The 25692-nt window shown below is 62.4% G+C and carries 25 protein-coding genes; 12 read left to right on the top strand and 13 right to left on the bottom strand.

What is annotated here, in order from left to right; translation table 11 throughout:
* Window positions 1-26 precede the first annotated feature (26 nt).
* The 3 genes from DWU99_RS14820 to pdhA form a co-directional block, all read right to left on the bottom strand.
* On the bottom strand, window positions 27-1406 hold the full coding sequence (locus DWU99_RS14820; protein WP_115478834.1) for a dihydrolipoamide acetyltransferase family protein: 1380 nt from the start codon (window positions 1404-1406) through the stop codon (window positions 27-29).
* Between the two features lie 137 nt (window positions 1407-1543).
* Window positions 1544-2524: an alpha-ketoacid dehydrogenase subunit beta gene (locus DWU99_RS14815; RefSeq protein ID WP_115478833.1), complete on the bottom strand. Its 981-nt coding sequence runs from the start codon at window positions 2522-2524 to the stop codon at window positions 1544-1546.
* Between the two features lie 3 nt (window positions 2525-2527).
* Window positions 2528-3613, bottom strand: a complete 1086-nt coding sequence (pdhA, locus tag DWU99_RS14810; RefSeq protein ID WP_115478832.1) for a pyruvate dehydrogenase (acetyl-transferring) E1 component subunit alpha — start codon at window positions 3611-3613, stop codon at window positions 2528-2530.
* 210 nt (window positions 3614-3823) lie between these two features.
* Here pdhA and DWU99_RS14805 point away from each other — a divergent pair, with 210 nt between their 5' ends.
* Both DWU99_RS14805 and DWU99_RS14800 read left to right on the top strand, forming a co-directional pair.
* Complete coding sequence (locus tag DWU99_RS14805) at window positions 3824-4672, top strand: tryptophan 2,3-dioxygenase (protein ID WP_115478831.1); 849 nt, start codon at window positions 3824-3826, stop codon at window positions 4670-4672.
* Window positions 4673-4969: 297 nt separating this feature from the next.
* A complete protein-coding gene (locus tag DWU99_RS14800) occupies window positions 4970-6427 on the top strand; it encodes a peptide MFS transporter (RefSeq protein WP_115478907.1) in 1458 nt (485 codons plus the stop codon).
* A 52-nt stretch (window positions 6428-6479) separates the two neighbouring features.
* Here DWU99_RS14800 and DWU99_RS14795 read toward each other — a convergent pair whose 3' ends face one another.
* On the bottom strand, window positions 6480-6944 hold the full coding sequence (locus DWU99_RS14795) for a MarR family winged helix-turn-helix transcriptional regulator (protein WP_115478830.1): 465 nt from the start codon (window positions 6942-6944) through the stop codon (window positions 6480-6482).
* 127 nt (window positions 6945-7071) lie between these two features.
* Here DWU99_RS14795 and hppD point away from each other — a divergent pair, with 127 nt between their 5' ends.
* Window positions 7072-8166 carry a 4-hydroxyphenylpyruvate dioxygenase gene (gene hppD, locus DWU99_RS14790; RefSeq protein ID WP_115478829.1) on the top strand — a complete coding sequence of 365 codons (1095 nt, stop codon included), beginning with the start codon at window positions 7072-7074 and terminating at the stop codon, window positions 8164-8166.
* 54 nt (window positions 8167-8220) lie between these two features.
* Here hppD and DWU99_RS14785 read toward each other — a convergent pair whose 3' ends face one another.
* Complete coding sequence (locus DWU99_RS14785; RefSeq protein ID WP_115478828.1) at window positions 8221-8616, bottom strand: DUF5362 domain-containing protein; 396 nt, start codon at window positions 8614-8616, stop codon at window positions 8221-8223.
* A 122-nt stretch (window positions 8617-8738) separates the two neighbouring features.
* Here DWU99_RS14785 and hmgA point away from each other — a divergent pair, with 122 nt between their 5' ends.
* The 3 genes from hmgA to tpx all read left to right on the top strand — a co-directional run bounded on the left by hmgA (window position 8739) and on the right by tpx (window position 11741).
* Window positions 8739-10043 carry a homogentisate 1,2-dioxygenase gene (hmgA, locus tag DWU99_RS14780; protein WP_115478827.1) on the top strand — a complete coding sequence of 435 codons (1305 nt, stop codon included), beginning with the start codon at window positions 8739-8741 and terminating at the stop codon, window positions 10041-10043.
* Between the two features lie 70 nt (window positions 10044-10113).
* Complete coding sequence (locus DWU99_RS14775; protein WP_115478826.1) at window positions 10114-11097, top strand: fumarylacetoacetate hydrolase family protein; 984 nt, start codon at window positions 10114-10116, stop codon at window positions 11095-11097.
* A 143-nt stretch (window positions 11098-11240) separates the two neighbouring features.
* Complete coding sequence (gene tpx / locus DWU99_RS14770) at window positions 11241-11741, top strand: thiol peroxidase (RefSeq protein WP_115478825.1); 501 nt, start codon at window positions 11241-11243, stop codon at window positions 11739-11741.
* A gap of 108 nt (window positions 11742-11849) precedes the next feature.
* Here tpx and DWU99_RS14765 read toward each other — a convergent pair whose 3' ends face one another.
* Entirely contained in the window at window positions 11850-12287 is a 438-nt protein-coding gene (locus DWU99_RS14765) for a group III truncated hemoglobin (RefSeq protein ID WP_115478824.1), read from the bottom strand.
* A 106-nt stretch (window positions 12288-12393) separates the two neighbouring features.
* Window positions 12394-13407 carry a type I glyceraldehyde-3-phosphate dehydrogenase gene (gene gap / locus DWU99_RS14760; RefSeq protein WP_115478823.1) on the bottom strand — a complete coding sequence of 338 codons (1014 nt, stop codon included), beginning with the start codon at window positions 13405-13407 and terminating at the stop codon, window positions 12394-12396.
* 176 nt (window positions 13408-13583) lie between these two features.
* Here gap and DWU99_RS14755 point away from each other — a divergent pair, with 176 nt between their 5' ends.
* Both DWU99_RS14755 and DWU99_RS14750 read left to right on the top strand, forming a co-directional pair.
* Window positions 13584-14048: an OsmC family protein gene (locus tag DWU99_RS14755; RefSeq protein ID WP_115478822.1), complete on the top strand. Its 465-nt coding sequence runs from the start codon at window positions 13584-13586 to the stop codon at window positions 14046-14048.
* 52 nt (window positions 14049-14100) lie between these two features.
* Window positions 14101-14913, top strand: a complete 813-nt coding sequence (locus DWU99_RS14750) for a S1/P1 nuclease (RefSeq protein WP_115478821.1) — start codon at window positions 14101-14103, stop codon at window positions 14911-14913.
* Between the two features lie 39 nt (window positions 14914-14952).
* Here DWU99_RS14750 and DWU99_RS14745 read toward each other — a convergent pair whose 3' ends face one another.
* Window positions 14953-16971 carry an alpha/beta hydrolase family protein gene (locus DWU99_RS14745; RefSeq protein WP_158543292.1) on the bottom strand — a complete coding sequence of 673 codons (2019 nt, stop codon included), beginning with the start codon at window positions 16969-16971 and terminating at the stop codon, window positions 14953-14955.
* A gap of 118 nt (window positions 16972-17089) precedes the next feature.
* Here DWU99_RS14745 and pyk point away from each other — a divergent pair, with 118 nt between their 5' ends.
* From pyk to DWU99_RS14730, 3 genes are all read left to right on the top strand, one after another.
* Window positions 17090-18562, top strand: coding sequence for a pyruvate kinase (gene pyk, locus DWU99_RS14740; protein WP_115478819.1), 1473 nt, complete (start codon window positions 17090-17092; stop codon window positions 18560-18562).
* An 86-nt stretch (window positions 18563-18648) separates the two neighbouring features.
* On the top strand, window positions 18649-19092 hold the full coding sequence (locus DWU99_RS14735) for an energy transducer TonB (RefSeq protein WP_115478818.1): 444 nt from the start codon (window positions 18649-18651) through the stop codon (window positions 19090-19092).
* Window positions 19093-19241: 149 nt separating this feature from the next.
* On the top strand, window positions 19242-20246 hold the full coding sequence (locus DWU99_RS14730; RefSeq protein WP_115478817.1) for a class I fructose-bisphosphate aldolase: 1005 nt from the start codon (window positions 19242-19244) through the stop codon (window positions 20244-20246).
* Between the two features lie 105 nt (window positions 20247-20351).
* Here DWU99_RS14730 and DWU99_RS14725 read toward each other — a convergent pair whose 3' ends face one another.
* Window positions 20352-20951 carry an outer membrane beta-barrel protein gene (locus tag DWU99_RS14725; RefSeq protein WP_115478816.1) on the bottom strand — a complete coding sequence of 200 codons (600 nt, stop codon included), beginning with the start codon at window positions 20949-20951 and terminating at the stop codon, window positions 20352-20354.
* A gap of 287 nt (window positions 20952-21238) precedes the next feature.
* Here DWU99_RS14725 and tkt point away from each other — a divergent pair, with 287 nt between their 5' ends.
* The gene (gene tkt, locus DWU99_RS14720; RefSeq protein ID WP_115478815.1) at window positions 21239-23233 is read left to right on the top strand and encodes a transketolase; all 1995 of its coding nucleotides are present in this window, start codon (window positions 21239-21241) and stop codon (window positions 23231-23233) included.
* Between the two features lie 228 nt (window positions 23234-23461).
* On the opposite strand, the gene DWU99_RS14715 is transcribed toward tkt, so the two are convergent.
* The 4 genes from DWU99_RS14715 to DWU99_RS14700 are packed head-to-tail and all read right to left on the bottom strand — an operon-like array spanning window position 23462 to window position 25602.
* Entirely contained in the window at window positions 23462-23875 is a 414-nt protein-coding gene (locus DWU99_RS14715; RefSeq protein WP_115478814.1) for a hypothetical protein, read from the bottom strand.
* Complete coding sequence (locus DWU99_RS14710; protein ID WP_233511151.1) at window positions 23872-24369, bottom strand: Mpo1 family 2-hydroxy fatty acid dioxygenase; 498 nt, start codon at window positions 24367-24369, stop codon at window positions 23872-23874. The genes DWU99_RS14715 and DWU99_RS14710 overlap by 4 nt, the downstream gene beginning before the upstream one ends.
* Window positions 24369-24701: a DMT family transporter gene (locus tag DWU99_RS14705; protein ID WP_115478813.1), complete on the bottom strand. Its 333-nt coding sequence runs from the start codon at window positions 24699-24701 to the stop codon at window positions 24369-24371. The genes DWU99_RS14710 and DWU99_RS14705 overlap by 1 nt, the downstream gene beginning before the upstream one ends.
* A 4-nt stretch (window positions 24702-24705) precedes the next feature.
* Complete coding sequence (locus DWU99_RS14700; protein WP_115478812.1) at window positions 24706-25602, bottom strand: phosphoribosylaminoimidazolesuccinocarboxamide synthase; 897 nt, start codon at window positions 25600-25602, stop codon at window positions 24706-24708.
* Window positions 25603-25692 lie beyond the last annotated feature (90 nt).

Below are 25692 nucleotides of genomic sequence, written 5' to 3'. Positions count from 1 at the left end.
TTTTTTCTTCAACCAATAGCCGGTGATCAGTTAGGCAGCGACAAATCGTCCAGCAGCGCCTTGAGGAAGCGGGCGGCTTCGCCACCCGTTGCCGCACGATGGTCGAAGGTGATGCTGATCGGCATGCGGCGATGCACTTCGATGCCGCCCATCACGGCCACCACATCGTGGCTGAGCTTGCCGGCGCCGATGATGGCCACGCATGGCGGTACCACGACCGGTGTCGCGTAACGGCCTGCGAACATGCCGAAGTTCGACAGGCTGATGGTGTAGCCGCTCAGTTCCGACGACGGAATCGTGCGGTCTTCCACCTGCGTGCGAAGACGCTTGATGCCGGCACGGATGCCCGCGCCGTCGAGCACGTCGGCGTTACGCAGCGCCGGGACGAACAGGCCGTCTTCGGTATCCACGGCGATGCCGATATCCACGTGCGGATGCAGCGTGCGGGTGAGGTTCTTGCCGTCGAACCATGCGTTGAGCGCGGGGACTGTCTTGCATGCGGCAACGATGGAGCGGATCAGGCGTGCGGTGATGTCCTGCTTGCCGATCCATGCGTGCAGGTCGGCATCGTCCACCAGCGTGGTCGGCACGACGTTGGCGTGCGCTTCGGCCATCACGCGGGCCATGTTGCGGCGGACACCCTTCAACTGTTCCGGCTGCCCACTTGCTTGCACGCTCGGCGGTGCGGTGCGTACCGGCTTGCCAGCGAGCGAAGTCGCCGTGCGTGCCGGTTTCGGTTGCGGCAGCTCAGGAGCGAGGTGGCGACCAGCGGAAGAGGGCACAGCACGTGCAGGCGCTGCACCGAGTGCCGCGGACCCGTTTGCAGCAGCGTTCTTCACGTCCTGCAGGGTGACGACGCCATCGGCGCCTGAAGGCTTCACGCGTGCGATATCGACCTTGAGTTTCTTGGCGAGCGCGCGAACGGCCGGAACGGCCTTCACGCCACCCACGCTGGACGCCTGCTCGACGTGCACGTGGCTGCCGCTGATCATCGCGCCGACCACCGTGCCTTCGTCTTCGCGATCGGAGGTCTTGCCGTTGCCCGATTCGATCTCGCCGCCTTCATCGGAAGCGGTGACTTTCTTCTGCTCTGCCGCGGCCGCCTTCTTCGGGCCATGGTGATGGCCGGTGGCTTCGGCTTCGGCACGCTGCTTGGCGTTCGGGTCGGGTTCGAATTCGGCCAGTGCGGCGCCTGTTTCGATCACGTCGCCCGCGGCGCCGTGCAGCTTGGTGACCTTGCCGGTGTACGGCGAAGGCACGTCGACCACCGCCTTGGCGGTTTCCATCGACACCAGCGGAGCGTCGAGCTTGATGGTGTCGCCTTCCTTCACGTGCCATTCGACGATGGTGGCGTCGGGCAGGCCTTCGCCGAGGTCCGGCAGGTAGAACGTCTTGATGTCGGCCATGAGTCGGTTCCCGTAATCAGTCTTGATTCTTTTCTGCCGTCATCCCGGCGCGAGCCGGGATCCAGTAACAGTATGTTTCGCGCGAGGTATGTTGACTGGACTCCGGCCTTCGCCGGAATGACGGTGCGGTTATAAGCTTAGGAGTTGGCGAGCGTGCGCTTGGCGGCTTCGACCACACGCTCCGTGCTCGGCAGGTACTTCATTTCGAGACGGAACAGCGGAATGTGCGTGTCGTAACCGGTGACGCGCTCGACCGGTGCGAGCAGTTCGTAGAGGCACTCCTCGGCGATGCGCGCGGCGATTTCCGCGCCGAAGCCGGCGGTCTTGGGTGCTTCGTGCACGATTACGCAACGGCCGGTCTTCTGCACCGATTCGGCGATGGTGTCGAAGTCGAGCGGGGTAAGCGTGGCGACGTCGATCACTTCGGCACTGATGCCTTCTTCGGCCAGCGCATCGGCGGCTTCCAGCGCTTCCTTCACCTGCGCGCCCCACGTGACGATGGTGACGTCGGTGCCGTCGCGCAGCACGAAGCACACGTCGAGCGGCAGCGCTTCGCCGTCATCCGGCACTTCTTCCTTGTACTGGCGATAGATGCGCTTGGGCTCGAAGAACATCACCGGATCCGGATCGCGGATCGCAGCGAGCAGCAAGCCGTAAGCGCGCGCCGGCGACGAGGGCATCACCACGCGCAGGCCCGGAATGTTGGTGAACAGATGTTCGTTCGCTTCGGAGTGATGCTCCGGTGCGCGAATGCCGCCGCCCCACGGTGCGCGCCATACGGCTGGCACGGTGATGCGGCCGCGCGTGCGGTTGCGTAAACGCGCGGCGTGGCAGGCGATCTGTTCCATCATCGGATAGATGAAGCCCTCGAACTGCGCTTCGGCAACCGGCTTCATGCCTTGTGCGGCGAGACCGACGGTGACGCCGGCGATGGTGGTTTCGTCCAGCGGCGTGTCGAGCACGCGCAGTTCGCCGAACTTTTCCTGCAGGCCTTGCGTGGCGCGGAACACGCCGCCGTTCACGCCCACGTCCTCGCCCAGCACCACGACGCTCGGGTCATGGGCCATTTCATATGCAAGCGCCTGGGTGACGGCTTCGATAAGAGTAATTTGTGCCATGGCTTAGTGCGCCTTCTTGTCGAGCGAGATTGCGAGATCGCGTTGTTTGGCCAGATCGGCCGGAACTTCGGCGAAGGTGTAATCGAACATCGCCGTGACAGGCTGGGTCTTGGTTTCGAGGTAGGCGTTGACCTCGTTATCCATCCAGTCGTCGCACTCGGTCTTCCAGGCTTCTTCCTTCTTGTCGTCCCATGCACCCTTGGCGACCAGCCAGTTGCGCAGGCGCTTCATCGGCTCCTTGGCCCACGCGTCCTTCACTTCCTGCTCGCCACGATAGCGACGTGCGTCGTCGGCCGTGGTGTGGTCGCTCAGGCGATAGGTCACCAGTTCCAGCACGCTGCCGCCCTTGCCGGTACGAGCGCGTTCGAGCGCGTCTTCCATCGCCTTGCGCACGGCGATGATGTCGTTGCCGTCCACCTGGATCGAGAAGAGACCCGCGGCGATGCCCTTCTGCGCAAGCGTCGGCGCGCCGGACTGGATCTTGCGCGGCACCGAAATCGCCCACTGGTTGTTGACGATCACGGCGACCATCGGCAGGTTCTGCGCGCCGGCGATATTGATGGCACCGTAGAAGTCACCCTTGGACGAACCGCCGTCGCCGATCGTGCACACGGCCACGCGCGGTTCGTTGCGGATCTTGAACGCCAGGGCGGAGCCGGCAGCGTGCAGGCATTGCGTGGCGATCGGCACCGACCAGGCGAAGTCGTGGCGTGCGGGTTCTTTCTGATAATCGTTACCGCGCTCGTCGCCGCCCCAGTACATGTACACCTCGCGCGGCTGTACGCCGCGGTAGAGCTGGGCGCCGTATTCGCGATAGCTGGGGGCCAGCACGTCTTCGGGCTTCATGGAGCTGCCGATGCCGACGTGTGCGGCTTCGTGACCGAGGCAACTTGCATAAGTACCGAGCTTGCCGGTACGTTGCAGCGCAACGGACTTCGCGTCGAACACGCGGGTCGACAGCATCAGCTTGTACAGCTCGACCATGTGGCTGAGGTCTTTGGCGAACTCAGGCAGATCGTCACGGACCTGTTTGCCTTCGGCGTCGAGGTATTGCAGATATTCGATTTCAAACTTGGCGGCGATGGACACGACTCGCTCCCGGGTGGGGTAAGGAAATAGTTTCTGCGGGGAGGCGAGGCCCATCCAGTGGGGCCTGGCTCACAGGGAAAGTCCCAAAAAAACCCCTATTTGATAGCAGGCAGCCATGTTGCGCCGCAAGGTACACTGCAGCATGCGAGCCCGTACGGCATGCCTTGCCATACCGGGTAACATGAGCATCTTTGCGGGTTTGCGGGCGCCATGACGGACAATCAGCGTGACCTCGAGGCGGGCATCCAGCTCGACCTGAACGGACAGATGACCTACGGCGGCTACCTGCGGCTGGACCAGCTGCTGACCGCCCAGCACCCCCTCAGCCAGCCGCCGCACCACGACGAGATGCTGTTCATCGTGCAGCATCAGGTGGCCGAGCTGTGGATGAAGCTGATCATCCATGAACTGAAGTCGGCCATCGCGCACCTGCGCATCGACGACGTGAACGCCTGCCTCAAGATTCTGGCCCGCGTGAAGCAGGTGCAGCGGCAGCTTTTCGAACAATGGGCGGTGCTTGAAACGCTCACGCCGTCGGAATACCTGGAGTTCCGCAACGTGCTGGGGCCGTCGTCGGGCTTTCAGTCGCTGCAATACCGTGTGATCGAATTTCTGCTGGGCAACAAGAATGCGCAGATGTTGCGCGTGTTCGATCACGACCCGGCGGCGCAGGCGGTCTTGCGCGAGGTGCTGGAATCGCCCGGTCTTTACGACGAATTCCTGCGCTACCTCGCGCGCCGCGGCCACGCGGTGCCGGACGTGCGGGTGAATCGCGACTGGAGCGAGCCGTATCAGCGCCATGAAGCTTTGCTGCCTGTGTTCAAGCGCATTTACGAAGAGCGTGCGACGTTCTGGCCGGAGTACCACATGTGCGAACAGCTGGTGGATGTGGAGGAAAGTTTCCAGCTTTGGCGTTTCCGCCATATGAAAACCGTGGAGCGCATCATCGGACACCGGCGCGGTACGGGTGGTTCCTCGGGCGTGGCGTTTTTGAAGAAGGCGCTGGAGCTGGAGTTTTTCCCCGAGCTGCTGGACGTGCGCACCGTGCTGGGAAGTTGATCGCACCTCATCGTCATTCCGGCGAAGGCCGGAATCCAGTTTGAACATGTCGTGCGAAGCACTCAAATCAAAAAAAGTTGCGTGCTTCGCACTGTTTATTTGGACTGGATTCCGGCCTTCGCCGGAATGACGGCGCGCCAAAGATGTTGCATTGTGTTTGACGGCAACGGCGCAGCTGGTTACATGTAGCAAAATCAGTGCGTTGTCGATACGAAGCTGCTGTGCCCATTATTCAGGGGGAAATCCGTGAGCCAGAATCCCGAAGCCGGCGTCGCCGCCGCGCCCGACTTTCCGCAGATGCTCGGTCACCCGCGTCCGCTGTGGATGCTGTTCATGACCGAATTCTGGGAGCGCTTCGCGTTCTACAGCGTGAGCTGGGCGCTGGCTCTGTACATCGTGGCGCAGTTCTATCACGGCGATCCGTCCGGCCAGGCCTGGGCCAGTGCGATTTTCAGCGCCTACACCGCGCTTGTTTACGCCAGCAGCATCTTCGGCGGCTACGTCGCCGACAAGATCATCGGGTACCAGCGTTCGATCCTCGTCGGCGCGCTGGTGATGGGGCTTGGCCTGTTTGTGATGATGCTGCCCGACAAGAATCTTCTCTTGTGCGGCCTGGCCTTGGTCATCGTGGGCAACGGCCTGTTCAAGCCCAACATCTCGTCGATGGTGGGTCAGCTTTACGGGATGAGCGATGAGCGTCGCGATCGCGGCTTCACGCTTTTCTACATGGGTATCAATTTCGGCGCGCTGGTGGCGCCGCTGCTGACGGGATGGCTGGCCGCGTATTTCACCGACACGCCGATGCAGGACAACTACAAGGTGGTGTTCGCGGCGGCAGGCGTGGGCATGATTCTGAGCCTGTTCTGGTTTTGGTTCGGTCGACGAGGTCTTCGGGGCGTGGGGCGTCCGGCGCCGGGCGCGGAAGGTTTGAATCGGGTCGTGTGGGTACTGGTCGGCATCGTTGTCGCAGTGCCGCTCGTATATCTTCTGCTGAGATACGGCGCGGATCGCCTCTCGCTTGTGCTCGCGCCGCTGTTCGTTGTTGTCGCTGCGTTGCTGATCGTCGAAGCGAAGCGTCATGACAAGGTGCAACTGGATCGCGTCGTCGCGATGCTGATCATCTTCGCGTTCAATGTGCTGTTCTGGACGTTCTATTACCAGCTCGGCACCTCGTTCAACTTCCTCGCGGAAAATCTCGTCGATCGCCGCATGCCAGGGGGCTGGATGTTCCCGGTGGCTTGGTTCCAGTCGGTCAGTCCGCTGGCGATCATCGTGCTGGCGCCCGTGGTGTCGGTGACGTGGGGACTGCTTGGCAAGCGGCACATGGAGCCGTCGATCCCGCGCAAGTTCGGCCTGGGGCTGATTTTCAACGGGCTTGGATTCGCCGGTTTGATGTATGCGTTGTCGAAGTTGATCGGAGCAGGCGGCAGCCTCATACCGTTCTGGCCGTTGACGCTGTGCTACGTGCTGCAAACGGTGGGCGAGCTGTGCCTGTCACCGATCGGCTTGTCGATGGTCACCAAGCTGGCGCCGCCGCGGTTGGTCGGTGTGGCGATGGGCGGATGGTTTCTTTCGCTCGCCGTGGGCGGCAATTTGTCAGGGCTGGTGGCGGGTTACATCAGCGGCACCACCGGCATGACGGCTGCCTCCGCCCTGGGCGGGTTCACGTTCGGCTTCTGGCTGCTGGTTGGTGCGGGCGCGTTGTTGCTGCTGATCTCGCCCTTGATCAACCGCTTGATGCACGGCGTGAAGTAATCGCGCATCGAGTCATTCCGGATTCTGCCGGAATGACTCGTCCACGCCCGTTTCAATGCGCGAGCAGTTTGTCCAGGATGCGGGTCAGCCACTGCTGCTCTTCGGCATCGAGCTTCGCCAACACCTCGCGCTCGCGGGCGCGCGCCATCGGCGCCACATCGTCGTGAATCAGCCATCCCGCCTCGGTGAGGCTCAGCACGGAGCGGCGCTTGTCGCCGCCGTGCGTTTCGCGATGCACCCGACCGGCTTCCACCAGCCGGGCCAGTGCACGGCTCACGGCCACCTTGTCCATGGCAGTGCGCTCGGCCACTTCGCGCGCCGACAGGCCGTGAAACCGCGCCAATACCGCCATGACTCGCCATTCCGTCACGCTCAGGTCGTAACGTTGCTGGTAATCGTCCGCGATGGCCTGGCTCACCGTGTTGGAAAGGATGGAGAGCTTGTAGGGCAGGAAATGCTCCAGCTCCAGGGGGGCGTGTTCGGCTCCGGCGGGGGCAGGCTTGCGCGGGTTGGGCATTGCGGCACTGTTCCTTGCAATTAGTTTCATTTGTAACTATAACATTGGGCTTATGGCGATGGTGGCACGCTCGCGTAGCCGCCGTCGCGCATCGGTTTGAACGCATCGAATAGATCAGGAGCGCGCCATGAACGCCCAGCCCAACCTCGGCATGCAGGTCACCACGTTCGAGAACCCGATGGGTATCGACGGGTTCGAATTCGTGGAGTTTGCCGCGCCGGCCGGCCGTGCCGGCGAGCTCCACACACTGTTCAAGAGCATGGGCTTCACCGCCGTGCTCAAGCACAAGAGCCGGCCGATCACCGTCTACCGACAGGGCGGCGTGAACTTCCTGGTCAACGAAGATCCGCATTCCTTTGCCGCCGATTTTGCCGCCAAGCACGGTCCCTGTGCATCCGGTTTTGCCATCCGCTTCAAGAAGCCGGCGGCGGACGTCTTGAAGACCGTGCTCGCCAACGGCGGTGAGGCATCGACCGACAAGGCGGACACCAAGGCCGTGAATGCCCCGGTCGTGAAGGGCATCGGCGATTGCATGCTCTATCTGGTGGACCGCTACGGCGATGCCGGCAGCATTTACGACGGCGATTACGTGCCGGTCCCTGGCGCGAACCAGCATCCCGTCGGCTTCGGTCTGACCTTCATCGATCACCTCACGCACAACCTCTACTTCGGCAACATGCAGAAGTGGTCCGATTACTACGAGCGCCTGTTCAACTTCCGCGAGATCCGTTACTTCGACATCAAGGGCGCCAAGACGGGCCTGGTATCCAAGGCGATGACGGCACCGGACGGCATCGTGCGCATTCCGCTCAACGAATCGAGCGATCCGAAGAGCCAGATCAACGAATACCTCGACGCTTACCACGGCGAAGGCATCCAGCACATCGCCTGCTTCACCGACAACATCTACGACACGGTGGAAGCGATGCGCGCGACGGGCGTGGAGTTCCTCGACACGCCGGATACGTATTTCGACGTGATCGACATGCGCATTCCCAACCACGGCGAAGACGTGCCGCGCCTGGCGAAGAACAAGATCCTGATCGATGCCGATCTGGAGACCAAGCAGCGCAAGTTGCTGCAGATCTTCACGCAGAACAACATCGGTCCGATCTTCTTCGAGATCATCCAGCGCAAGGGCAACGAAGGTTTCGGCGAGGGCAACTTCCAGGCGCTGTTCGAATCGATCGAGCGCGACCAGATGAAGCGCGGCGTGCTCTAAGTGTTTCGAAAGCGTGGCTGACCTGTCCGGATGGCCACGCCACGGCAGTGTGCGTCAGTGATGCGGGAAAGCGCCGGTCTTCATCATCGTTGCGAACCTCGCAGCGAAGAACATGAAGTACAGCACCATGAGCGCGATTCCCACCAGATAAAGCACGCCTTGTATGACGAAGTACGTTCTGAGCTTGGAAAAGGATTCCTTCAGTGCAAATACGTCGCCGCTGCGCTGGGCATTTTCGAGGGCGCCTGCGGATTGGACCAGCAGCACGCCGGTCCAGATCGGTAGCCACGCAATCAGAATGCCGACGATGGTGAGGGCCGTGATGGCACCCTGGATGATGAACATGATGCCTACGAACTTCATCCACCCCTTGCCGGATGCCAGTGGCTGGATGAGGTCATTGATCGAATGGCTGGGAGCCTGGCCAAGCGAAGCGTATTGATCGGACATGTTTTCCCCTTTGCAGTCGTTGCAGTCAGATAGGTGTCGCCTCATTCCCTGAGCGAGGCGAGGTCAAGAGTAATAGGATCGGCGCTGGTGTGTTGTATGGCACCCGAGGTCGCGGAGCTTTCATGTCAACGAACGAACAGAAGTACCAGTCGGGTTTTGGTAACGAATTCGCCACCGAGGCGATCGCGGGTGTGTTGCCGGCTGGCCAGAATTCCCCGCAGCGCGTGGCCCATGGCTTGTATGCCGAGCAACTGTCCGGTTCGGCGTTCACCGCGCCACGGCACACCAATCGGCGCAGTTGGCTCTACCGCATCCGGCCTGCAGCCATGCACCAACCGTTCAAGCCGCTCGCGCACGCTACCTTCCACAACCGCTTCCACGAGGCACCTGCCACACCGAACCAGCTGCGCTGGGATCCGTGGCCGATGCCCGCTCAGCCCACCGATTTCGTCGATGGCTTGGTGACACTCGCCGGCAATGGCAGCGCGGCGGAGCAGGCCGGTTGCGGCATTCACATCTACGCGGCCAACCGCTCGATGCAGGGGCGTTTCTTCTATGACGCCGATGGCGAATTGCTGATCGTGCCGCAGCAAGGCCGCCTGCGTCTGGCGACCGAGCTGGGCGTGCTGGATATCAAGCCGTTGGAAGTCGCGGTCGTTCCGCGTGGCGTTCGCTTCCGCGTCGAACTGCTGGATGCCGAAGCGCGCGGCTATGTCGCGGAAAACTTCGGCAGCCTGCTTCGCCTGCCGGATCTTGGCCCGATCGGCGCCAACTCGATGGCGCTGCCGCGCGACTTCCTCACGCCGCATGCGGCTTACGAAGATGTGGAAGGCGATTTCGAACTGATCAACAAATTCCAGGGTGCGCTGTGGTCGGCACGTATCGATCACTCGCCGCTGAATGTGGTCGCGTGGCACGGCAATTACGCGCCCTACAAATACGATCTGACCCGCTTCAACACGGTGGGTTCGATCAGCGTGGACCATCCCGATCCATCGATCTTCACCGTCCTGACATCGCCCAGCGATACGCCAGGCACGGCGAACGTGGATTTCGTGATTTTCCCGCCGCGCTGGCTGGTGGCCGAGCACACGTTCCGTCCGCCGTATTTCCATCGCAACGTGGCCAGTGAATTCATGGGGTTGATCGAAGGCGCGTACGACGCCAAGGCCGGCGGCTTCGTGCCGGGCGGCTCGAGCCTGCACAACTGCATGAGCGGCCATGGTCCGGATGAATCGAGTTTCGAGAAGGCGAGCGCGGCGGATGTGAGCAAGCCCGATCACATCACCGGCACGATGGCCTTCATGTTCGAAACGCGCAAGGTGATTCATCCGACCCAACAAGCGCTCGATGCGCCGCAATTGCAGCACGATTACTACCAGTGCTGGCAAAGCATCAAAAAGCGTTTCAATCCGGAGCGTGCGTGAAGCGCACGCGACCCGCCGCAAATCGATTATGTAGAAGGCTGTTCATGAGGGCAGCCGACGGAGTGAATGCATGAAACTGGGCAGTCTCAAGGAAGGCGGGCGCGACGGCACGCTGATCGTCGTCAGCCGCAATCTCACGCAGGCGGTGAAAGCCACCGGCATTGCCGCAACGATGCAGGCCGCGCTCGAAGATTGGTCGAATACCGCGCCACGCTTGAATGCGTTGTCGGATGAACTCAACGCCGGCAAGGCCTCAGGTGCGTTCGCGCTGGATGTCACGAAGCTGGCCGCGCCGCTGCCGCGTGCCTACGAATTCGTCGATGGCAGCGCGTATCTGCCGCACGTCGAGCGCGTGCGCCGTGCACGCGGTGCGGAAGTACCCGAATCGTTCTATGTCGATCCGCTGATGTACCAGGCCACCAGTGCGGGCTTTCTCGGACCGCGCGATCCGGTCGTGGTGCCCAGCGAAGACTACGGCATCGATCTCGAAGCGGAAGTCGTGGTGGTGACCGACGATGTTCCGATGGCGGTGACGCCCGAGCAGGCTGCCGGCCATATCCAACTGGTGGGTCTGGTCAACGATGTCAGCTTGCGCAATCTGATTCCGCCGGAGCTCGCCAAGGGTTTCGGCTTCCTGCAGTCCAAGCCGCGCTCGGCCCTGTCGCCAGTGTTTGTGACGCCGGATGAACTCGGCGATGCATGGCAGGACGAGAAGCTGCATCTGCCCATGCGCACGTGGTTGAACGGCAAGTGGTTCGGCGAAGCCGAATGCGGCGTGGATATGCAATTCAACTTCGCGCAATTGGTTGCGCACGCAGCGAAAACGCGGCCACTTTCGGCGGGCGCGATAGTCGGCTCAGGCACCATCGCCAATGAAGACACGAGCAAAGGCGCATCGTGCCTCGCCGAGCAGCGTACGGTGGAAACCTTGCGCGACGGCAAGCCGAGCACGCCGTTCCTGAAGTTCGGCGATACGCTGCGCATTGAGATCACGGACAAAAACGGCGCGTCGATCTTCGGCGCCATCGAGCAAGCGATTGCGCCGTTGAAGTAATCGTCGGCGCCTCACATTCCGCAGGTGTCAATCCCTCTTCCCGCGTGTCCCGAAGGGCAGAGGGAATGGCGAACGGCTCGACGCGTTAGTTTATCGGCGCTATCTTGGACCGATCGTTTTCTTACTGATGTCAGGAGTTCCCCATGTCCCAGGTCACGCTCAAGGGCAATCCGGTCAAGGTCGATGGTCAGCTTCCCGCCGTGGGCGGGAAGGCACCCGCCTTCAGCCTCGTCGCCAAGGATCTGTCCGACGCCACGCTCGCCAACTTCGGTGGCAAGCGCAAGGTGCTGAATATTTTTCCCAGCGTCGATACGCCGACGTGTGCCACCTCCGTGCGCCGTTTCAACGAGAAGGCCAGCCAGCTCGACAACGCGGTCGTGCTGTGCATTTCGGCCGATCTGCCGTTCGCCCAGGCGCGCTTTTGCGGTGCCGAGGGTTTGAACAATGTCGCTACGCTGTCGACCATGCGCGGGCACGATTTTCTGAAAAACTACGGTGTGGCGATCGCGTCGGGTCCGCTGACGGGTTTGGCTGCTCGTGCCGTTGTCGTGCTCGACGAGCATGACAAGGTTCTGCACACCGAGCTGGTGGGCGAGATCGCGAACGAACCGAATTACGATGCGGCGCTCGCCGCGCTGAAGTGATGTCGCGCGGGCCATGTCGCGAAATAAAAAGCCGGGTATCGCCCGGCTTTTTTTATGTCAGTGCCTGCTCCATGAGAATGCTCCAGAGCGCGAGAGTGAATCGGCGTATCAAGCTTCGCCAATAACCCGGATGCCTAGCGGACGCGCTTCCAGACGTTCCGGCAAACCAAGCCCAAGACGCAGGCTGCGACCGATGCGGTCCGCATATTCGATCATCTGCGCTGTGCCGGCTTCGTCCAGCACTTCACCGGCCGTCTCGCGCCACAGGGCCAGCCAGCGGACGAAATGCTCGGCGCGGATGGGTTGCGGGCGATGCACCGCCATCGGGTTGCCGCGATAACTGCCGGCGCGCAGCGCCACCGACGACCAGAAGGAAACGAGCGTGCGCTTGTGGTCGTCCCAGTCGTGCACGGCGGCATTGAACACCGGTCCGAGCAGCGGATCGACACGTACTTTCTCGTAGAAGCGATCGACCAGAACGGCGATCTGGGTTTCGTCAAACCGGGGTTTGTCTAACCCGGGTTTATCTAGCGTGGGGTCCTGCATGCCGCCATGATAATCCCATCGCCGTTGCCGGGCCTGCGGCAAGGGGCCGCTGGCACAAAAAAGCCGGGCATGGCCCGGCTTTTTCGGGGTGCTTTGGCGAAGAAGCTTATTTCGCCGCCATCAGCGCCTTGGTCATGTCGAGCATGCGGTTGGAGAAGCCCCACTCGTTGTCGTACCAGCTCAGGACCTTCACCAGCGTGCCGCCCATGACGCGCGTCTGCGTGGCGTCGTAGATGGACGAGGACGCGTTGTGGTTGAAGTCGATCGACACCAGCGGCTTGGTGTTCACCGCCAGGATGCCCTTCAGCGCGCCGTGGGCGGCGTCGTGAATGGCAGCGTCGATTTCTTCCTTGGTGGTGTTGCGTGCGGCCACGAAGGAGAGATCCACCACCGACACGTTGATGGTCGGCACGCGCATCGCGAAGCCGTCCAGCTTGCCGTTGAGTTCCGGCAGCACCAGGCCCACCGCGGCGGCGGCGCCGGTCTTGGTCGGGATCTGCGAATGCGTGGCCGAGCGGGCGCGGCGCAGGTCGGAGTGATAGACGTCCGTCAACACCTGGTCGTTTGTGTAGGCGTGGATGGTGGTCATCAGGCCGTGCACGATGCCGATCTTCTCGTGCAGCACCTTGGCCAGCGGCGCGAGGCAGTTGGTGGTGCAGGAAGCGTTGGAGATCACCTGATGCGCGGCCGTGATCTTGTCGTCGTTGACGCCGTAGACGAAGGTGCCGTCCACGTCCTTGTCGCCCGGTGCGGAGATGATCACCTTCTTGGCGCCTGCGGCGATATGCGCGCCGGCCTTGGCCTTGGAGGTGAACAGGCCGGTGCATTCGAGCACCACGTCGATGCCCAGCTCGCCCCACGGCAGCTTCGAGGGATCGCGCTCGGCGCAGACCTTGATGCGGTCGCCGTTGACGATCAGATCGCCGCCGTCCACCGACACTTCGCCCGGGAATTTGCCGTGGGCGGTGTCGTACTGAGTGAGGTGCGCGTTGGTTTCGGCGTTGCCGAGGTCATTGACCGCAACGATCTGGAACTCGTTGGTACGACCGGATTCGTAAAGCGCACGCAGGACGTTGCGGCCAATGCGACCGTAACCGTTGATGGCGACCTTGATGGCCATGGGACAGCATCCTCCAAAGCAAGATGGGGCAGCGAAGCGGCGGCCCGGATGGACCGCCGAAACGCGCATTTTAGCCGGAACCGGGGCCGTCACTCATCCGGGGGTGGTTCGGGCGGTCAGGCTGGAGCAGGATCGGGCGAATCGAAACCCCGCCAAACACCCGGAGACATGTCCCCATGAGCGAAGAACAGTTGATCGAAGTGAGCCTGGAGCAGACCCACGACTACGAGTTCCGCGTGCGCTTCGACGGCACCGCCGTGCCGGACCTGGTGACCGACGAGACCTCGCCGCTCGGCGGCGATGCAGGCCCCAATCCCTCGCGCATGTTGCTCGTGGGGGTGGCCAATTGCCTCTCGGCCAGCCTGCTGTTCGCCCTGCGCAAGTTCAAGAATGCGCCGGGCAAGCTCTCCGCCCGCGCCCGGGCCACGACCGAGCGCAACGAGCAAGGCCGTTGGCGCATCGTGCATATCGCGGTGGATCTGCAGCTGGCGGATGCCGCCGTGGCGTTCGAACATGTCGATCGCGCGCTGGCTCAGTTCGAGGACTTCTGCATCGTCACCGAGAGTGTGCGACAGGGGATTGCGGTGGATGTCAGCGTGCGCGATGCGACGGGTGCCGTCGTGCATACCAGTCACGCCTGAATGTCATAACGCCTATGGCAAGATGCGGAACTCCCCATTTCGGATGCCACGTATGTCTCGCCTGTGCCGCATGGCTGCTGCCTTGTTCGCCACACTCGCCATCGCGCCGGCCGCCGAGGCTTGGGGGCCGCTCGGACACAGCGTGGTGGCCGAACTCGCGCAGCGGCATCTGAGTCCTGCGGTCAAGGCGGAGGTGATGCATCTGCTTGCGCTCGATCGCACACAGTCACTGGCAGATATCGCCAGCTGGCCGGACGAGATCCGCAACGATCCGAACCAGCAGGCATTGTGGAAGGAAACACGGCCGTTGCATTACATCGACTTCCGCGATCCCAGCTGCGTGTACGTGCCGCCGCGCGATTGCAAGGATGGCAAGTGCGTCGTCGAAGCCATCCCGCACTACATCCAGATCCTCAGCGACCGCACGCAACCGGATGCGGCGCGGTTGCAGGCGCTGAAATTCGTCGTGCACTTCATCGGCGACATCCATCAGCCGTTGCACGCCGGTTATCGCGACGATGCAGGCGGCAACGCCTATCAAGTGCAGTTCCAAGGGCAGGGCATGAACCTGCACCGCGTGTGGGATTCGGGGCTGCTCGGCACGCGCGGTCTCGACTGGAAGGCCTATGCGAACCGGCTCGATACCGAGGGCGTTGCACCGCTGCCGCCACCGATCGCGCCACTCGGCAATCCGGTTGCGCAATGGGCCGAGGAGTCCTGCCAGATCACGCGCGATATTTACCCTGCCGGTCACAAGATCGATCAGGCGTACATCGATGCGGAGTTGCCGGTGGCAGACAGCCGTCTGCGTGAGGCGGGCAGGCGGCTGGCCGAGGTGCTGAATCTTGCGTTGGAGAACGGTTGATCGTGCGGTGATCGACCGTTTGCGCAGCAGGCGAATCGATTACGGGCTGGTGGCCGCGCTGGGCCCGATGTTGCGGTCCAGGAAGTCGATGATCTTCTGGTAAGCCTCCTGCCGATGCTCGGGCAGAAAGAAATCATGGCCCTCGCGCGGTTCGACCAGCGTCTCGTAGTGCGTGCCGTTCTGATCGAGCGCCTTGGTGAATTCCTTGAAATTCTTGAACGGCGCGCGCAGATCGTCGCCGCCGTGTATCAGCAGGATGTTGGCCTTGATGCGGCTTACTCCGCTGAGCGGCGAGCGGCGCCATAGATCGTCGCGATCGTCGCCCAGCACGAGCCGCAGATAGGCGTTGCCGAGATCGGTTGCCTGCGTATCGCTCCTGTCGAGCTGGACCCGCAGGTCGTAGACACCTGAATAGCCCACCGCGCATTTGTATAGATCCGGTTCGCGTACCGCGCCCTCCAGCGCGGCATAGCCACCGTAGCTCGCGCCGTAGATGCAGATGCGCCTGGCATCGGCATAACCCTGGTCGATCGCCCAGCGCGTGGCGTCGGTCACGTCGTCCTGCATGCTGAGACCCCATTGCCGATAGCCGAGGATCTGGAAATAGCTTCCATAACCCCCCGAACCTCGGTAGTTGACCTGCAGTACGGCGTAACCGCGATTGGCGAAGAGCTGCACCTCACGGTCGAACACCCACACGTCGGCGATGCCGTGCGGACCGCCATGCGGCAGAACGATCAACGGATAGGGTTTGTCGCCGACAGGCAATGTCAGGAAGCCATGGAGGACCAGTCCATCGCGCGCTTTCAATGCCATGGGCTGCACAGGACGCATCTGCCGGGGATCGATCCATGGCATGGCGCTCAGTAGATAACGGGCGTTGTGCGTGTCCAGATCGAAGGCATAGTAGTCGCCCGGGTCGCGGTCGCTGCTCACTTTCACGATGGCGTGCCTGCCATCGCGGGTAAAGCTGGAGAAGTACGCCAGTTGTCCGGGGAAGTTGGCGGCAAGCGCCTTGCTCAACTGCGCCTCCTCGCTGTTTTCATCGAAGTAGAACAGGGAGCGTTTGCCGTCTTCCGTCACGACGGCGTAGTAATCCAGGCCGTCGGCTGTTTCCAGCAGCTGTCCGGGGTCTGCGAATTTCCCCTGATAGATGAGGCTGAACGTGTTGGTCGTCATGTCCATCAACTCGATGGCGTCGGGTCGATCTCCTTGCGTCACGCGCACATACAGCTTGCTGTTGTCGCGATTGAAGCCCATCGGGACGATCTGGATGCCCGACTTCGCCGAGTCGTTCACCATTGTCCATGGCGCCTGGGTCGATGGACGCGTCCAAAGCAGCAGTCCCGTAAAGTTGTGGTTCGCATAAGCCGCGCGCACCTGCCCCGCGTGATCCGCAAGCAGCGCCGCGTTGCGCACCGGCGAGCCGCCCACGGCCACGGTGCGGCCATCGCGCACGTCGAGAATTTCGGCAGAGGTAAAGCTGCCGGCCGGATCGGCGGTGAAATCATTGACCGCGATGAGGATGTGGTTCTCGCTGACCGGTCGCCACAGGATGGGTGCGGCAAAGGCGTAACGCCTCACGACGGTGTTGATCATGGTGCCTGTCTGCATATGGCCGGCGCGATAGCCGAACAGATCGATCTGCGCATTGCCGTCGATGTTGATGGCGTACAGTTCGCCGGTCAGGATCGGCGTGTCCAGGATGCCTTGCTGCGTGGCGATGGTCATCACTACGCGGCGGTTGCTGACCCAGAAATAGTCCTGGATCAGCGAGAAGCGGCCCGAGTGCAGCAGATGCACCACTTTGGCCGTCTTTGCGTCGAGGATCGCAATCAGATTGCCATACGGATTGCCCGGTTCCGGTATCAGTGCGCCGATGTAGCTGCCGTCCGGCGAGAGGGTGACCTCGGAGAAATCCGGCTGTCGCATGAAGTTGCTGATCGGTAGGGAGACGTGAGCCGGCAAGGCGGGTGGCGTGTCGAAAGCTGGCACGGCTTGTCCATATAGCAGGCACATCATCAGCGCCTGCAAAAATCCCCATTTACGTTTATCCATCCAAATCAACATGACGATTTGCGGCAGTGCGACGATACGCACGCGTCGGTTGAACAAAAGTTGTCGACGACGCTCGCAGTTCTGATAGGCTCCGCCGAGGACTGTGAAAATTCAAGCGATGACTACCGATACTCATTCCCGCCGTACCAAGATTGTTGCCACCCTGGGCCCTGCCACCGACGCGCCGGGCATGCTCGAACGAATCATCAGCGAAGGCGTGAATGTCGTACGCCTCAACCTTTCCCATGGTCAGTCGGACGACCACCGCGCCCGAGCGGTGGCGGTGCGCAAGGCGGCGGAAAAGGTGGGATGCGAGGTGGGCATCCTCGCCGACCTGCAGGGACCGAAAATTCGCGTGGAGCGTTTCGCCAACGGCCCCGTGGAGTTGCGCGATGGCGATCCCTTCGTGCTCGATTGCCGTGCCGATGCACCCGCCGGCGACGCGACGCGCGTGGGCGTGAGTTACCTCGGCCTGCCGAACGACGTAAAGGCGGGCGACGTGTTGCTGCTCGACGATGGCCTGGTGGCGCTGACGGTGCTCGAGGTCGTCGGCACCGAGATACGTTGCAAGGTGCTGATCGGCGGTCGTCTTTCCGATCGCAAGGGTCTGAATCGTCAAGGTGGCGGTTTGTCCGTGTCCGCGCTGTCGGATAAAGACAAGGCCGACATCAAGCTGGCTGCCGAGATCGGTGCGGATTTTCTGGCGGTTTCCTTCGTGCGCTCCGGCGCCGACATGGAACTGGCGCGCCAGCTGTTGCACGAGGCCGGCGGCAAGGCTTCGCTGGTGGCGAAGATCGAACGCGCGGATGCCATTCCGGTGCTCGGCGAAATCATCGACGCCTCCGACGTGGTGATGGTGGCGCGCGGCGACCTGGGCGTGGAAATCGGCGACGCGGAGCTTCCGGGTCTGCAGAAGAAGATCATCCGCGAGACAGTGCAGCGCAATCGCGCGGTGATCACCGCCACGCAGATGCTGCAATCGATGGTGCGCTCGCCCATTCCCACGCGCGCGGAAGTGCTGGACGTGGCCAATGCCGTGATCGACGGCACCGACGCCGTGATGCTTTCCGAAGAATCGGCCGCGGGCGCGCATCCGGACAAGGCCGTCGCGGCACTGCGTCGCATCTGCCTCGGCGCCGAACGCCAGTTCGAGCCGAAGGAAGACCTGGCCACGGCCGGGCATCGTCTCGATCGCACCGACCAGGCCATCGCGCTGGCCTCGATGTTGTTGGCCAGCGAAATCGGCGTGCGCGCGATCGTCGCGCTGACCGAGTCAGGTGCGACGGCACAGTGGCTTTCGCGTTATCGCAGTGCCGTGCCGATCTATGCGCTGTCGCCCTTCGACGACGCGCGCCGCCGCATGCTGGTGCTGCGCGACGTGCAGCCGGTGAAGTTCACGCACGACACCCTGAATCCGGCGGTGTCGGCCCGCGAAGCCGTGCGTCAGCTGTTCACCATGGGCAAGCTCGCCGAAGGCGATCGCGTGGTGCTTACCCACGGTGACCATATCGGTCGCGGTGGCGGCACCAATACGCTCAAGCTGCTCTCGGTGGGTGCGGACGGCGTGGTCGAAAGTCTGCGCGATCTCTAAATGGGAATCGCCGCCCCGCTGCGCGGACGCGTGCGGGGTTGGCTAGACTTACGTCCATCCCCACTGAAATACATCGGAGGTATGCCATGCGCACGATGATTCGTCTCGGCCAACCCTTGCTGTTGGCCGTTGCATTGGCCGCAAGCTTGCCCGCGATGGCCCAGCAGGCGCGTCGCGTCGCGCCGGAGCAGCTCGGCAACGACTGGATCCTGCTCAATCGCGACGTCTCGGTGGATGTGCCCAATAGCGGCGTGAACATCTACAAGCCCAGCTGCATTGCCGTGACATACAGCATCGGCTCGGATGGTGTGCCGTTCGACGTGAAGGTCGCCAAGATGGAACCGCCCAGCGATCTGGGCAAGGCGGCGGTGAGCGCGGTGTCCAATTTCCGCTACGGCCCATCCCTTACCAACAAGACCGAGCAGCCGGTGTCCACTTATTACATCGTGCCGTTCAACTCCTCCGACGATCCCGCCCAGCGCGCCCAGCTGATGGCTCCGTGCAAGCTGCCGGGCTACGGCCAGAGCTGATCCCCGCTTAGTCCGCAGGCTTTCAAGGACCCCGGCCGGGCGCCTCCGGTCGGTTGGGTCTATAATCGCGCCTTTTCCAACCTAGCCGCCCGCACGGGTGGGTTCCCGTCTTGCGGCCTTATGCCGCCCGAGCTTTACGGAGTCGTCCCATGAGCATTGAAGATCTCGAGAGCATCGCCCTGGCGATGGTCGCACCCGGCAAGGGCATCATCGCCATCGATGAGTCGACCAACACCATCAAGAAGCGCTTCGAGGCGGTCGGCATCGAAAACACCGAAGAGAATCGTCGCGCCTATCGCGAGCTGCTGCTCACGGCGCCGAACCTCGGCGATCACATTTCCGGTGCGATCCTCTATGACGAGACGATCCGTCAGTCCACCAAGGACGGCGTGCCCTTTACCCAGGTGATGAAGAAGAACGGCATCATCCCGGGCATCAAGGTCGACAAGGGTCCGGTGCCGCTGGCCGGCTTCCCGGGCGACGTGGTCACCGAAGGCCTCGACGGCCTGCGCGAGCGCCTGGCCGAATACGTCAAGCTCGGCGCGCAGTTCGCCAAGTGGCGCGCGGTGATCAACATCAGCGAAGACAATCCCAGCTCCACCGCCATCGAAGCCAACTGCCACGCGCTGGCCCGCTACGCCGCGCTGTGCCAGGAAGCCGGCATCGTGCCGATGGTCGAGCCGGAAGTGATCATGGACGGCGACCACAGCATCGAAGTCAGCTACGAAGTGCACGAAGCCGTGCTGCGCAGCCTGTTCAATGCGCTGTATGAGCAGAACGTGCTGCTCGAAGGCACCATCCTCAAAGTCAGCATGGTGATCCCGGGCAAGGATGCGGACGATCAGGCGAGCGTCGAAGAAGTCGCCGAAGCCACCGTGCGCGTACTCAAGACCACCGTGCCGGCCACGCTGCCGGGCATCGTGTTCCTCTCCGGCGGTCAGACCGACGAGCAGTCCACCGCGCATCTCAATGCGATGAACCGCATGGGTCCGCATCCGTGGCCGCTGTCGTTCTCCTACGGTCGCGCGATGCAGCAGGCCGCGTTGAAGCTCTGGTCGAAGGACATGAAGAGCAACTACGCCGAAGCGCAGAAGACTGTCGCCCTGCGTGCCAAGGACAACGGCCTCGCCGCGCTGGGTCAGTGGAAGGGCTGATCGGTTGCTGTAGAACGGCGAACAAGTCCGCGATAAAAAAAAGAGCGCCTTAACGGCGCTCTTTTTTTGTTTTCACCTCCCGGAAGAGAGGTGAGCCTGCAACGCTTAGAAGCGATATTCCGCAGCCACCGTCACGGCGTTGGTATCCAGCTGCGCACCACCGCGGCGGCCCGAGCCGTCGTAGTAGTTGTAGTTGACGCCCACGCTCCAGTTCTGCGTGATGTTGTAGCCCACGCCTGCGCCCGCGTAGTAACGGGTGCGGTCGAAGCGCTGGTAGCTCGGATTGGCGCTATCGGTCAGACCCTGGCCTTCCGCAAAGAAGGCGCCGGCACGCACTTCGCCGTACCACTTGGGCGTGAAGTTGTAGCGCAGGCTCGTGCCGAGCGTCGGGCCATAGAGCTTGGAGCGGAGGGAGGAATTGCCCGAAGCACCGCGGGCGTCGACCCGGCCCAGGTACTCGTAACCGGCTTCCACGCCTAGCGAAATATTCGGATTCAGGGCAAAGCGATAGCCGCCCTTGACGCCGCCGACGACATCGCCGTTGGAGTCATAGGGGCCCTTGTTGACCTGGCCGTAGCCGGCTTCACCGCTGACATACCAGCCCTGCTGCGCGAGCTGCTGGGTGGAGGCGTCCTGGGCGAAGGCGGCAGGAATGGCTACAAGGCCGGCGGTAGCGAGGGCAACAGCGAACAGAGTCTTTTTCATTGGGGTATTCCTTTGATCTTTTTGATCTTGTCGATGTCCAGCCCGCGGAGCCTTGGGGAGAGGCGATACCGCGGCCGAGCAATCCGTCTCGTGACGGTGCTGATGGGCTAGATGGGGAGCGGTGGGAGCCGTTTCAATACCGATCGGTACAGTATTAAGGGGTGGTTAATGTCAACCCTTTGCCGGGGCGGCTAATGACGTTTGGTCGATGACCTGTGGGCGACAGTCGGACAGCGATCGGCGACAATGGCGACTTTTACTGTTGTCCGCACCGGAGACCCCCCTTAATGACCACGCGTCGCGAACTCGCCAACGCCGTCCGCGCCTTAGCCATGGATGCTGTGGAAGCAGCCAATTCCGGCCATCCCGGCATGCCGATGGGCATGGCCGACATTGCCGAAGTGCTGTGGAACGACCATCTGAAGTTCAATCCCACGAATCCGAAGTGGCCCAATCGCGATCGCTTCGTGCTCTCGAACGGTCACGGCTCGATGCTGCAATACGCGCTGCTGCACCTGACCGGCTACGACCTGCCGATGGATCAGCTCAAGCGCTTCCGTCAGCTGCATTCGAAGACCGCGGGCCATCCGGAAGCCAGCGAAACGCCAGGCGTGGAAACCACCACCGGCCCGCTGGGCCAGGGCTTGGCCAACTCCGTGGGTTTCGCGCTGGCAGAGAAAGTGCTGGCTGCGCACTTCAATCGTCCCGGTCATGCCATTGTCGATCACCACACCTATGTGTTCGTGGGCGACGGCTGCCTGATGGAAGGGATTTCGCACGAAGTGGCGTCGCTCGCGGGCACGTGGAAGTTGGGCAAGCTGATCGCGGTGTACGACGACAACAACATCTCCATCGACGGCGAAGTGGAAGGCTGGTTCACCGACGACACTCCGAAGCGTTTCGAAGCCTACGGCTGGAACGTGATCCGCGGTGTCGACGGTCATGATTCCGAAGCCGTGAAAAAGGCCTTCGCCGCTGCTACTGCGCAAAGCGACAAGCCCACGCTGATCTGCTGCAAGACCATCATTGGCTTCGGCGCGCCGCATAAGCAGGGCAAGGAAGAATCGCACGGCGCCGCACTGGGCAAAGCCGAAGTCGCCGCCGCGCGCGACGTGCTCGACTGGCGCTATGCGCCCTTCGACATTCCCGCAGAGATCTACGCCGGTTGGGACAAGAAGAAAGTCGGCGCCGAACGCGAGCAGCAGTGGAACGACGCTTTCGCCAAGTACGAAGCCGCCTATCCGGAACTCGCCGCCGAATTCCGTCGCCGCACCGCAGGCGAGCTGCCGGCCGATTGGGCCAGCAAGTCGCAGGCGTATGTCGACAAGATGCAGGCCGAAGGTCCGGACGTCGCTTCGCGCAAGGCTTCGCAGATGACGCTGGATGCCTTCGGTCCGCTGCTGCCGGAACTCGTGGGCGGTTCGGCCGACCTGGCCGGTTCCAACCTCACCATGTGGAAGGGCAGCAAGAACATCACCGGCCCCGACGGCAACTATGTGCACTATGGCGTGCGCGAGTTCGGTATGACCGCCATCGCCAGCGGCCTCGCGCTGCACGGTGGCTTGCTGCCTTATGACGGCACCTTCCTGGTGTTCTCCGATTACGCGCGCAACGCCGTACGCATGAGCTGCCTGATTCCGTCGCACGTCGTGCACGTCTACACGCACGATTCGATCGGCCTGGGCGAAGACGGTCCCACGCATCAGCCGATCGAGCATCTCGGCTCGTTGCGCCTGATTCCGAACAATCGCGTGTGGCGTCCTTGCGATGCGGTGGAATCGGCCGTGTCGTGGAAGGTCGCGATCGAACGCAAGGGTGCGCCGTCGTGCCTGATCTTCTCGCGTCAGACGCTGAAGCATCAGCAGCGCACTGCGCAACAGGTGGCCGATATCACGCGCGGTGCGTACGTGCTCTCCGATCCGGCGGACACCAAGTTCAAGGCCATCCTCATCGCCACCGGTTCGGAAGTGGAACTGGCGATGGAAGCGGCCCGCACGCTGGCGCAGCAGAACGTGCCGGTGCGCGTGGTGTCGATGCCATGCACCGAGGAATTCGATGCGCAGCCGCTGGAATACCGCGAAGCCATTCTGCCGAGCTGGTGCCGCGCACGCGTCGCGGTGGAAGCGGCCAGTGTCGATTTCTGGGGCAAGTACGTGGGCCTGGATGGCGCCGTGGTCGGCATGACCACGTTCGGTGCATCCGCACCGGCACCGGCGTTGTTCGAGAACTTCGCCTTCACCGTGGCGCACGTCGTCGATTCGGTGAAGCGCGTCATCGGCTGACCCTGCTTTACTCCCTCTCCCCTCCGGGGAGAGGGTTGGGGTGAGGGGCCGCACTAGCGAAAGCCATTACCAATACCTCACCGTCATTCCGGCGCAGGCCGGAATCCGGTGTCTGTAAGCTACATTTCTGCGCCAGTCTCGATAAGTAGTCGTCACTGGATTCCGGCCTGCGCGGGAATGACGGTAAGGCAAGTTCCGGTGTTGCTCTAAAGACGCGCTAGCGCTTGATTAAACGCTAGCCATCGTCGTCGCAAAACCAAACGCAATCGCCATCACCACGGCCACCGCAACACAAGCGCTACCCACCCGGATACGCCGTGCATCGACACGCGGTATCAAGCGCCATAACGCCACCACGCCGACCAGCATCGACAGCACCAGCGACGCACGGAATGTCCCGCTGGCGATCAAAGGAGCAAAGGGCGCGCGTGTCACACCCACATGCATGGCCGCCATCGCGCCGATCAGCAGCGTAAGCAGGCACCAGACCAGGCATGCCAGATAAACGCGGTTGAACACCACCGGCGCTCGCTCGCTCCAGCGCAACACCATCCAGGCGATCACGGCAGGCAACACGGCGCCCACGCTGCTGAACAACACCCACCAGATCAGGCTGCTGAGCAGCGTAAGCACACTCGTCATGCGTTTTCCTTGAAGCCCAGGCGACGCAGAAATTTATCCATCAGCCATGCCGGCCCGACAAGCAGGTAAGCCAGATCGGTGAAGAAGCTGGGGCGGCGCCCCTCGAAGATGTGGCCGATGAACTGACCGATCCACGCCACCACGAAGACGCCGATGCCAAGCTGGAGCAGATGCATGGCGCCCATTTGCTGGAACAGCCCATAGCAACTCAACGCAAATAGCGCCAACACGATCAGCAGCGCAGCGCCCAGACGATGCGAATGTTTCCAGTACCACGTAAACGCGAGAACGATGGCGAACACCGACCACGCACCCGGATGCAGCAGGGATTCGGGAACGGGGATCGTCCACATCATCGCGATGGCGCTCCACACGATCAGCGGCACGCAGATCCAGTGCAGCAGCTGATTCGTCGGATGCTGGTGATCGCGACTGTAGCTGTCCAGCCAGTCGCGCATGCTGCGTACACCTTGCGAAGATTCGTGCGTCGTCATCAGTGAGCACTGCTCTTGGAGAAAAGGTTGAGCACCAGCACGCCGGCAACGATCAGGCCGATGCCAAGCACGGCAGCCAGGTCGAGTTTCTGTCGATACACCACCACGCCGATCAGCGCGATCAACGCGGTGCCTGCGCCGGACCACACCGCATAAGCAATGCCGAGCGGAATCTGTCGCAGCGTCAGGCTGAGGCAATAAAACGCCACGCCGTAGCCCGCGACAACGATCACGCTCGGCAGCCACTGGCTGAAGCCGTTCGAGGCCTTCAGCGCACTGGTTCCGATGACCTCGGCAAGAATCGCGAGGCCCAGGCTAAGCCACGCGTTCATGCGATCAGTCCAACGTAATGCCGGCGAGGCGGTGTAGTGCTTCGGCGTACTTCGCCGACGTGCCCGCGATGACTTCGGCAGGAACCTTCGGGCCGGGCGCTTTCTTGTTCCAGCCCAGCGTTTCCAGATAGTCGCGCACGAACTGTTTGTCGTAGCTCGGTGGGCTGATGCCCACCTTGTACTCGTCGGCCGGCCAGAAGCGCGAGGAATCGGGCGTCAGCATTTCGTCCATCACGTACAGCTTGCCGTGTTCATCGGTGCCGAACTCGAACTTGGTGTCGGCGATGATGATGCCGCGTTCGGCGGCATAGGCCGCGGCCCATTTGTAGATGGCGAGCGTGGCATCGCGCACTTGCTCGGCGAGGTCTTTACCCACGGCAGCCACGACGGCATCGAAGCTCACGTTCTCGTCGTGATCGCCCACGGCGGCCTTGGTCGACGGCGTGAAGATCGGTTCCGGCAGTTGTTCCGCCTGACGAAGGCCTGCGGGCAGCTTGATGCCGCACAAGGAACCCGTTGCCTGGTAATCCTTCCAGCCCGAGCCGATCAGATAACCGCGGGCGATGGCTTCCACCGGCACCGGCTTAAGGTGTTTGGTCACCACCGCGCGCTTGCTGTACAGCGCGACGTCGGTGCCCTTCGGCAACACTTCTTCGAGCGGTGTGTGCAGCAGGTGGTTCGGCACGATGTGTGCGGTCTTGCCGAACCAGAAATTGGAAATCTGCGCGAGCATTTCGCCCTTGCCGGGGATCGGATCGGGCAGCACCACGTCGAAGGCCGACAGGCGGTCGGTCGCAACGATGAGCAGGCGGTTGCCGGGCAGGGCATAGACATCGCGCACTTTGCCGCGGTGGATCAGCTCGAGGCCGGGCAGGTTCGATTGCAGCAGGGTGGTGGGCACAGCGCGCTCCGATCGGGGTGTGACGAGCGGGCTATTGTAACGGCCCAGGCGCCGGACGCTGCTAGAATCACGCGCTTTCCATCCGCCCGT

It is taken from the genome of Dyella psychrodurans, from assembly GCF_003363265.1.
GTDB classification, from domain to species: Bacteria; Pseudomonadota; Gammaproteobacteria; order Xanthomonadales; family Rhodanobacteraceae; genus Dyella_B; species Dyella_B psychrodurans.
Note: the sequence above shows the minus strand (reverse complement) of the source record. Positions and strands in the feature narration are given on the sequence as shown.

Excerpts from the sequence above, each read along its gene's own strand:
- DWU99_RS14820 (WP_115478834.1), bottom strand. The coding sequence starts at position 1,406 with ATGGCCGACATCAAGACGTTCTACCTGCCGGACCTCGGCGAAGGCCTG.
- DWU99_RS14815 (WP_115478833.1), bottom strand. The coding sequence starts at position 2,524 with ATGGCACAAATTACTCTTATCGAAGCCGTCACCCAGGCGCTTGCATAT.
- DWU99_RS14805 (WP_115478831.1), top strand. The coding sequence starts at position 3,824 with ATGACGGACAATCAGCGTGACCTCGAGGCGGGCATCCAGCTCGACCTG.
- DWU99_RS14800 (WP_115478907.1), top strand. The coding sequence starts at position 4,970 with ATGCTCGGTCACCCGCGTCCGCTGTGGATGCTGTTCATGACCGAATTC.
- DWU99_RS14795 (WP_115478830.1), bottom strand. The coding sequence starts at position 6,944 with ATGCCCAACCCGCGCAAGCCTGCCCCCGCCGGAGCCGAACACGCCCCC.
- hppD (WP_115478829.1), top strand. The coding sequence starts at position 7,072 with ATGAACGCCCAGCCCAACCTCGGCATGCAGGTCACCACGTTCGAGAAC.
- DWU99_RS14785 (WP_115478828.1), bottom strand. The coding sequence starts at position 8,616 with ATGTCCGATCAATACGCTTCGCTTGGCCAGGCTCCCAGCCATTCGATC.
- hmgA (WP_115478827.1), top strand. The coding sequence starts at position 8,739 with ATGTCAACGAACGAACAGAAGTACCAGTCGGGTTTTGGTAACGAATTC.
- DWU99_RS14775 (WP_115478826.1), top strand. The coding sequence starts at position 10,114 with ATGAAACTGGGCAGTCTCAAGGAAGGCGGGCGCGACGGCACGCTGATC.
- tpx (WP_115478825.1), top strand. The coding sequence starts at position 11,241 with ATGTCCCAGGTCACGCTCAAGGGCAATCCGGTCAAGGTCGATGGTCAG.
- DWU99_RS14765 (WP_115478824.1), bottom strand. The coding sequence starts at position 12,287 with ATGCAGGACCCCACGCTAGATAAACCCGGGTTAGACAAACCCCGGTTT.
- gap (WP_115478823.1), bottom strand. The coding sequence starts at position 13,407 with ATGGCCATCAAGGTCGCCATCAACGGTTACGGTCGCATTGGCCGCAAC.
- DWU99_RS14755 (WP_115478822.1), top strand. The coding sequence starts at position 13,584 with ATGAGCGAAGAACAGTTGATCGAAGTGAGCCTGGAGCAGACCCACGAC.
- DWU99_RS14750 (WP_115478821.1), top strand. The coding sequence starts at position 14,101 with ATGTCTCGCCTGTGCCGCATGGCTGCTGCCTTGTTCGCCACACTCGCC.
- DWU99_RS14745 (WP_158543292.1), bottom strand. The coding sequence starts at position 16,971 with ATGGATAAACGTAAATGGGGATTTTTGCAGGCGCTGATGATGTGCCTG.
- pyk (WP_115478819.1), top strand. The coding sequence starts at position 17,090 with ATGACTACCGATACTCATTCCCGCCGTACCAAGATTGTTGCCACCCTG.
- DWU99_RS14735 (WP_115478818.1), top strand. The coding sequence starts at position 18,649 with ATGCGCACGATGATTCGTCTCGGCCAACCCTTGCTGTTGGCCGTTGCA.
- DWU99_RS14730 (WP_115478817.1), top strand. The coding sequence starts at position 19,242 with ATGAGCATTGAAGATCTCGAGAGCATCGCCCTGGCGATGGTCGCACCC.
- DWU99_RS14725 (WP_115478816.1), bottom strand. The coding sequence starts at position 20,951 with ATGAAAAAGACTCTGTTCGCTGTTGCCCTCGCTACCGCCGGCCTTGTA.
- tkt (WP_115478815.1), top strand. The coding sequence starts at position 21,239 with ATGACCACGCGTCGCGAACTCGCCAACGCCGTCCGCGCCTTAGCCATG.
- DWU99_RS14715 (WP_115478814.1), bottom strand. The coding sequence starts at position 23,875 with ATGACGAGTGTGCTTACGCTGCTCAGCAGCCTGATCTGGTGGGTGTTG.
- DWU99_RS14710 (WP_233511151.1), bottom strand. The coding sequence starts at position 24,369 with ATGACGACGCACGAATCTTCGCAAGGTGTACGCAGCATGCGCGACTGG.
- DWU99_RS14705 (WP_115478813.1), bottom strand. The coding sequence starts at position 24,701 with ATGAACGCGTGGCTTAGCCTGGGCCTCGCGATTCTTGCCGAGGTCATC.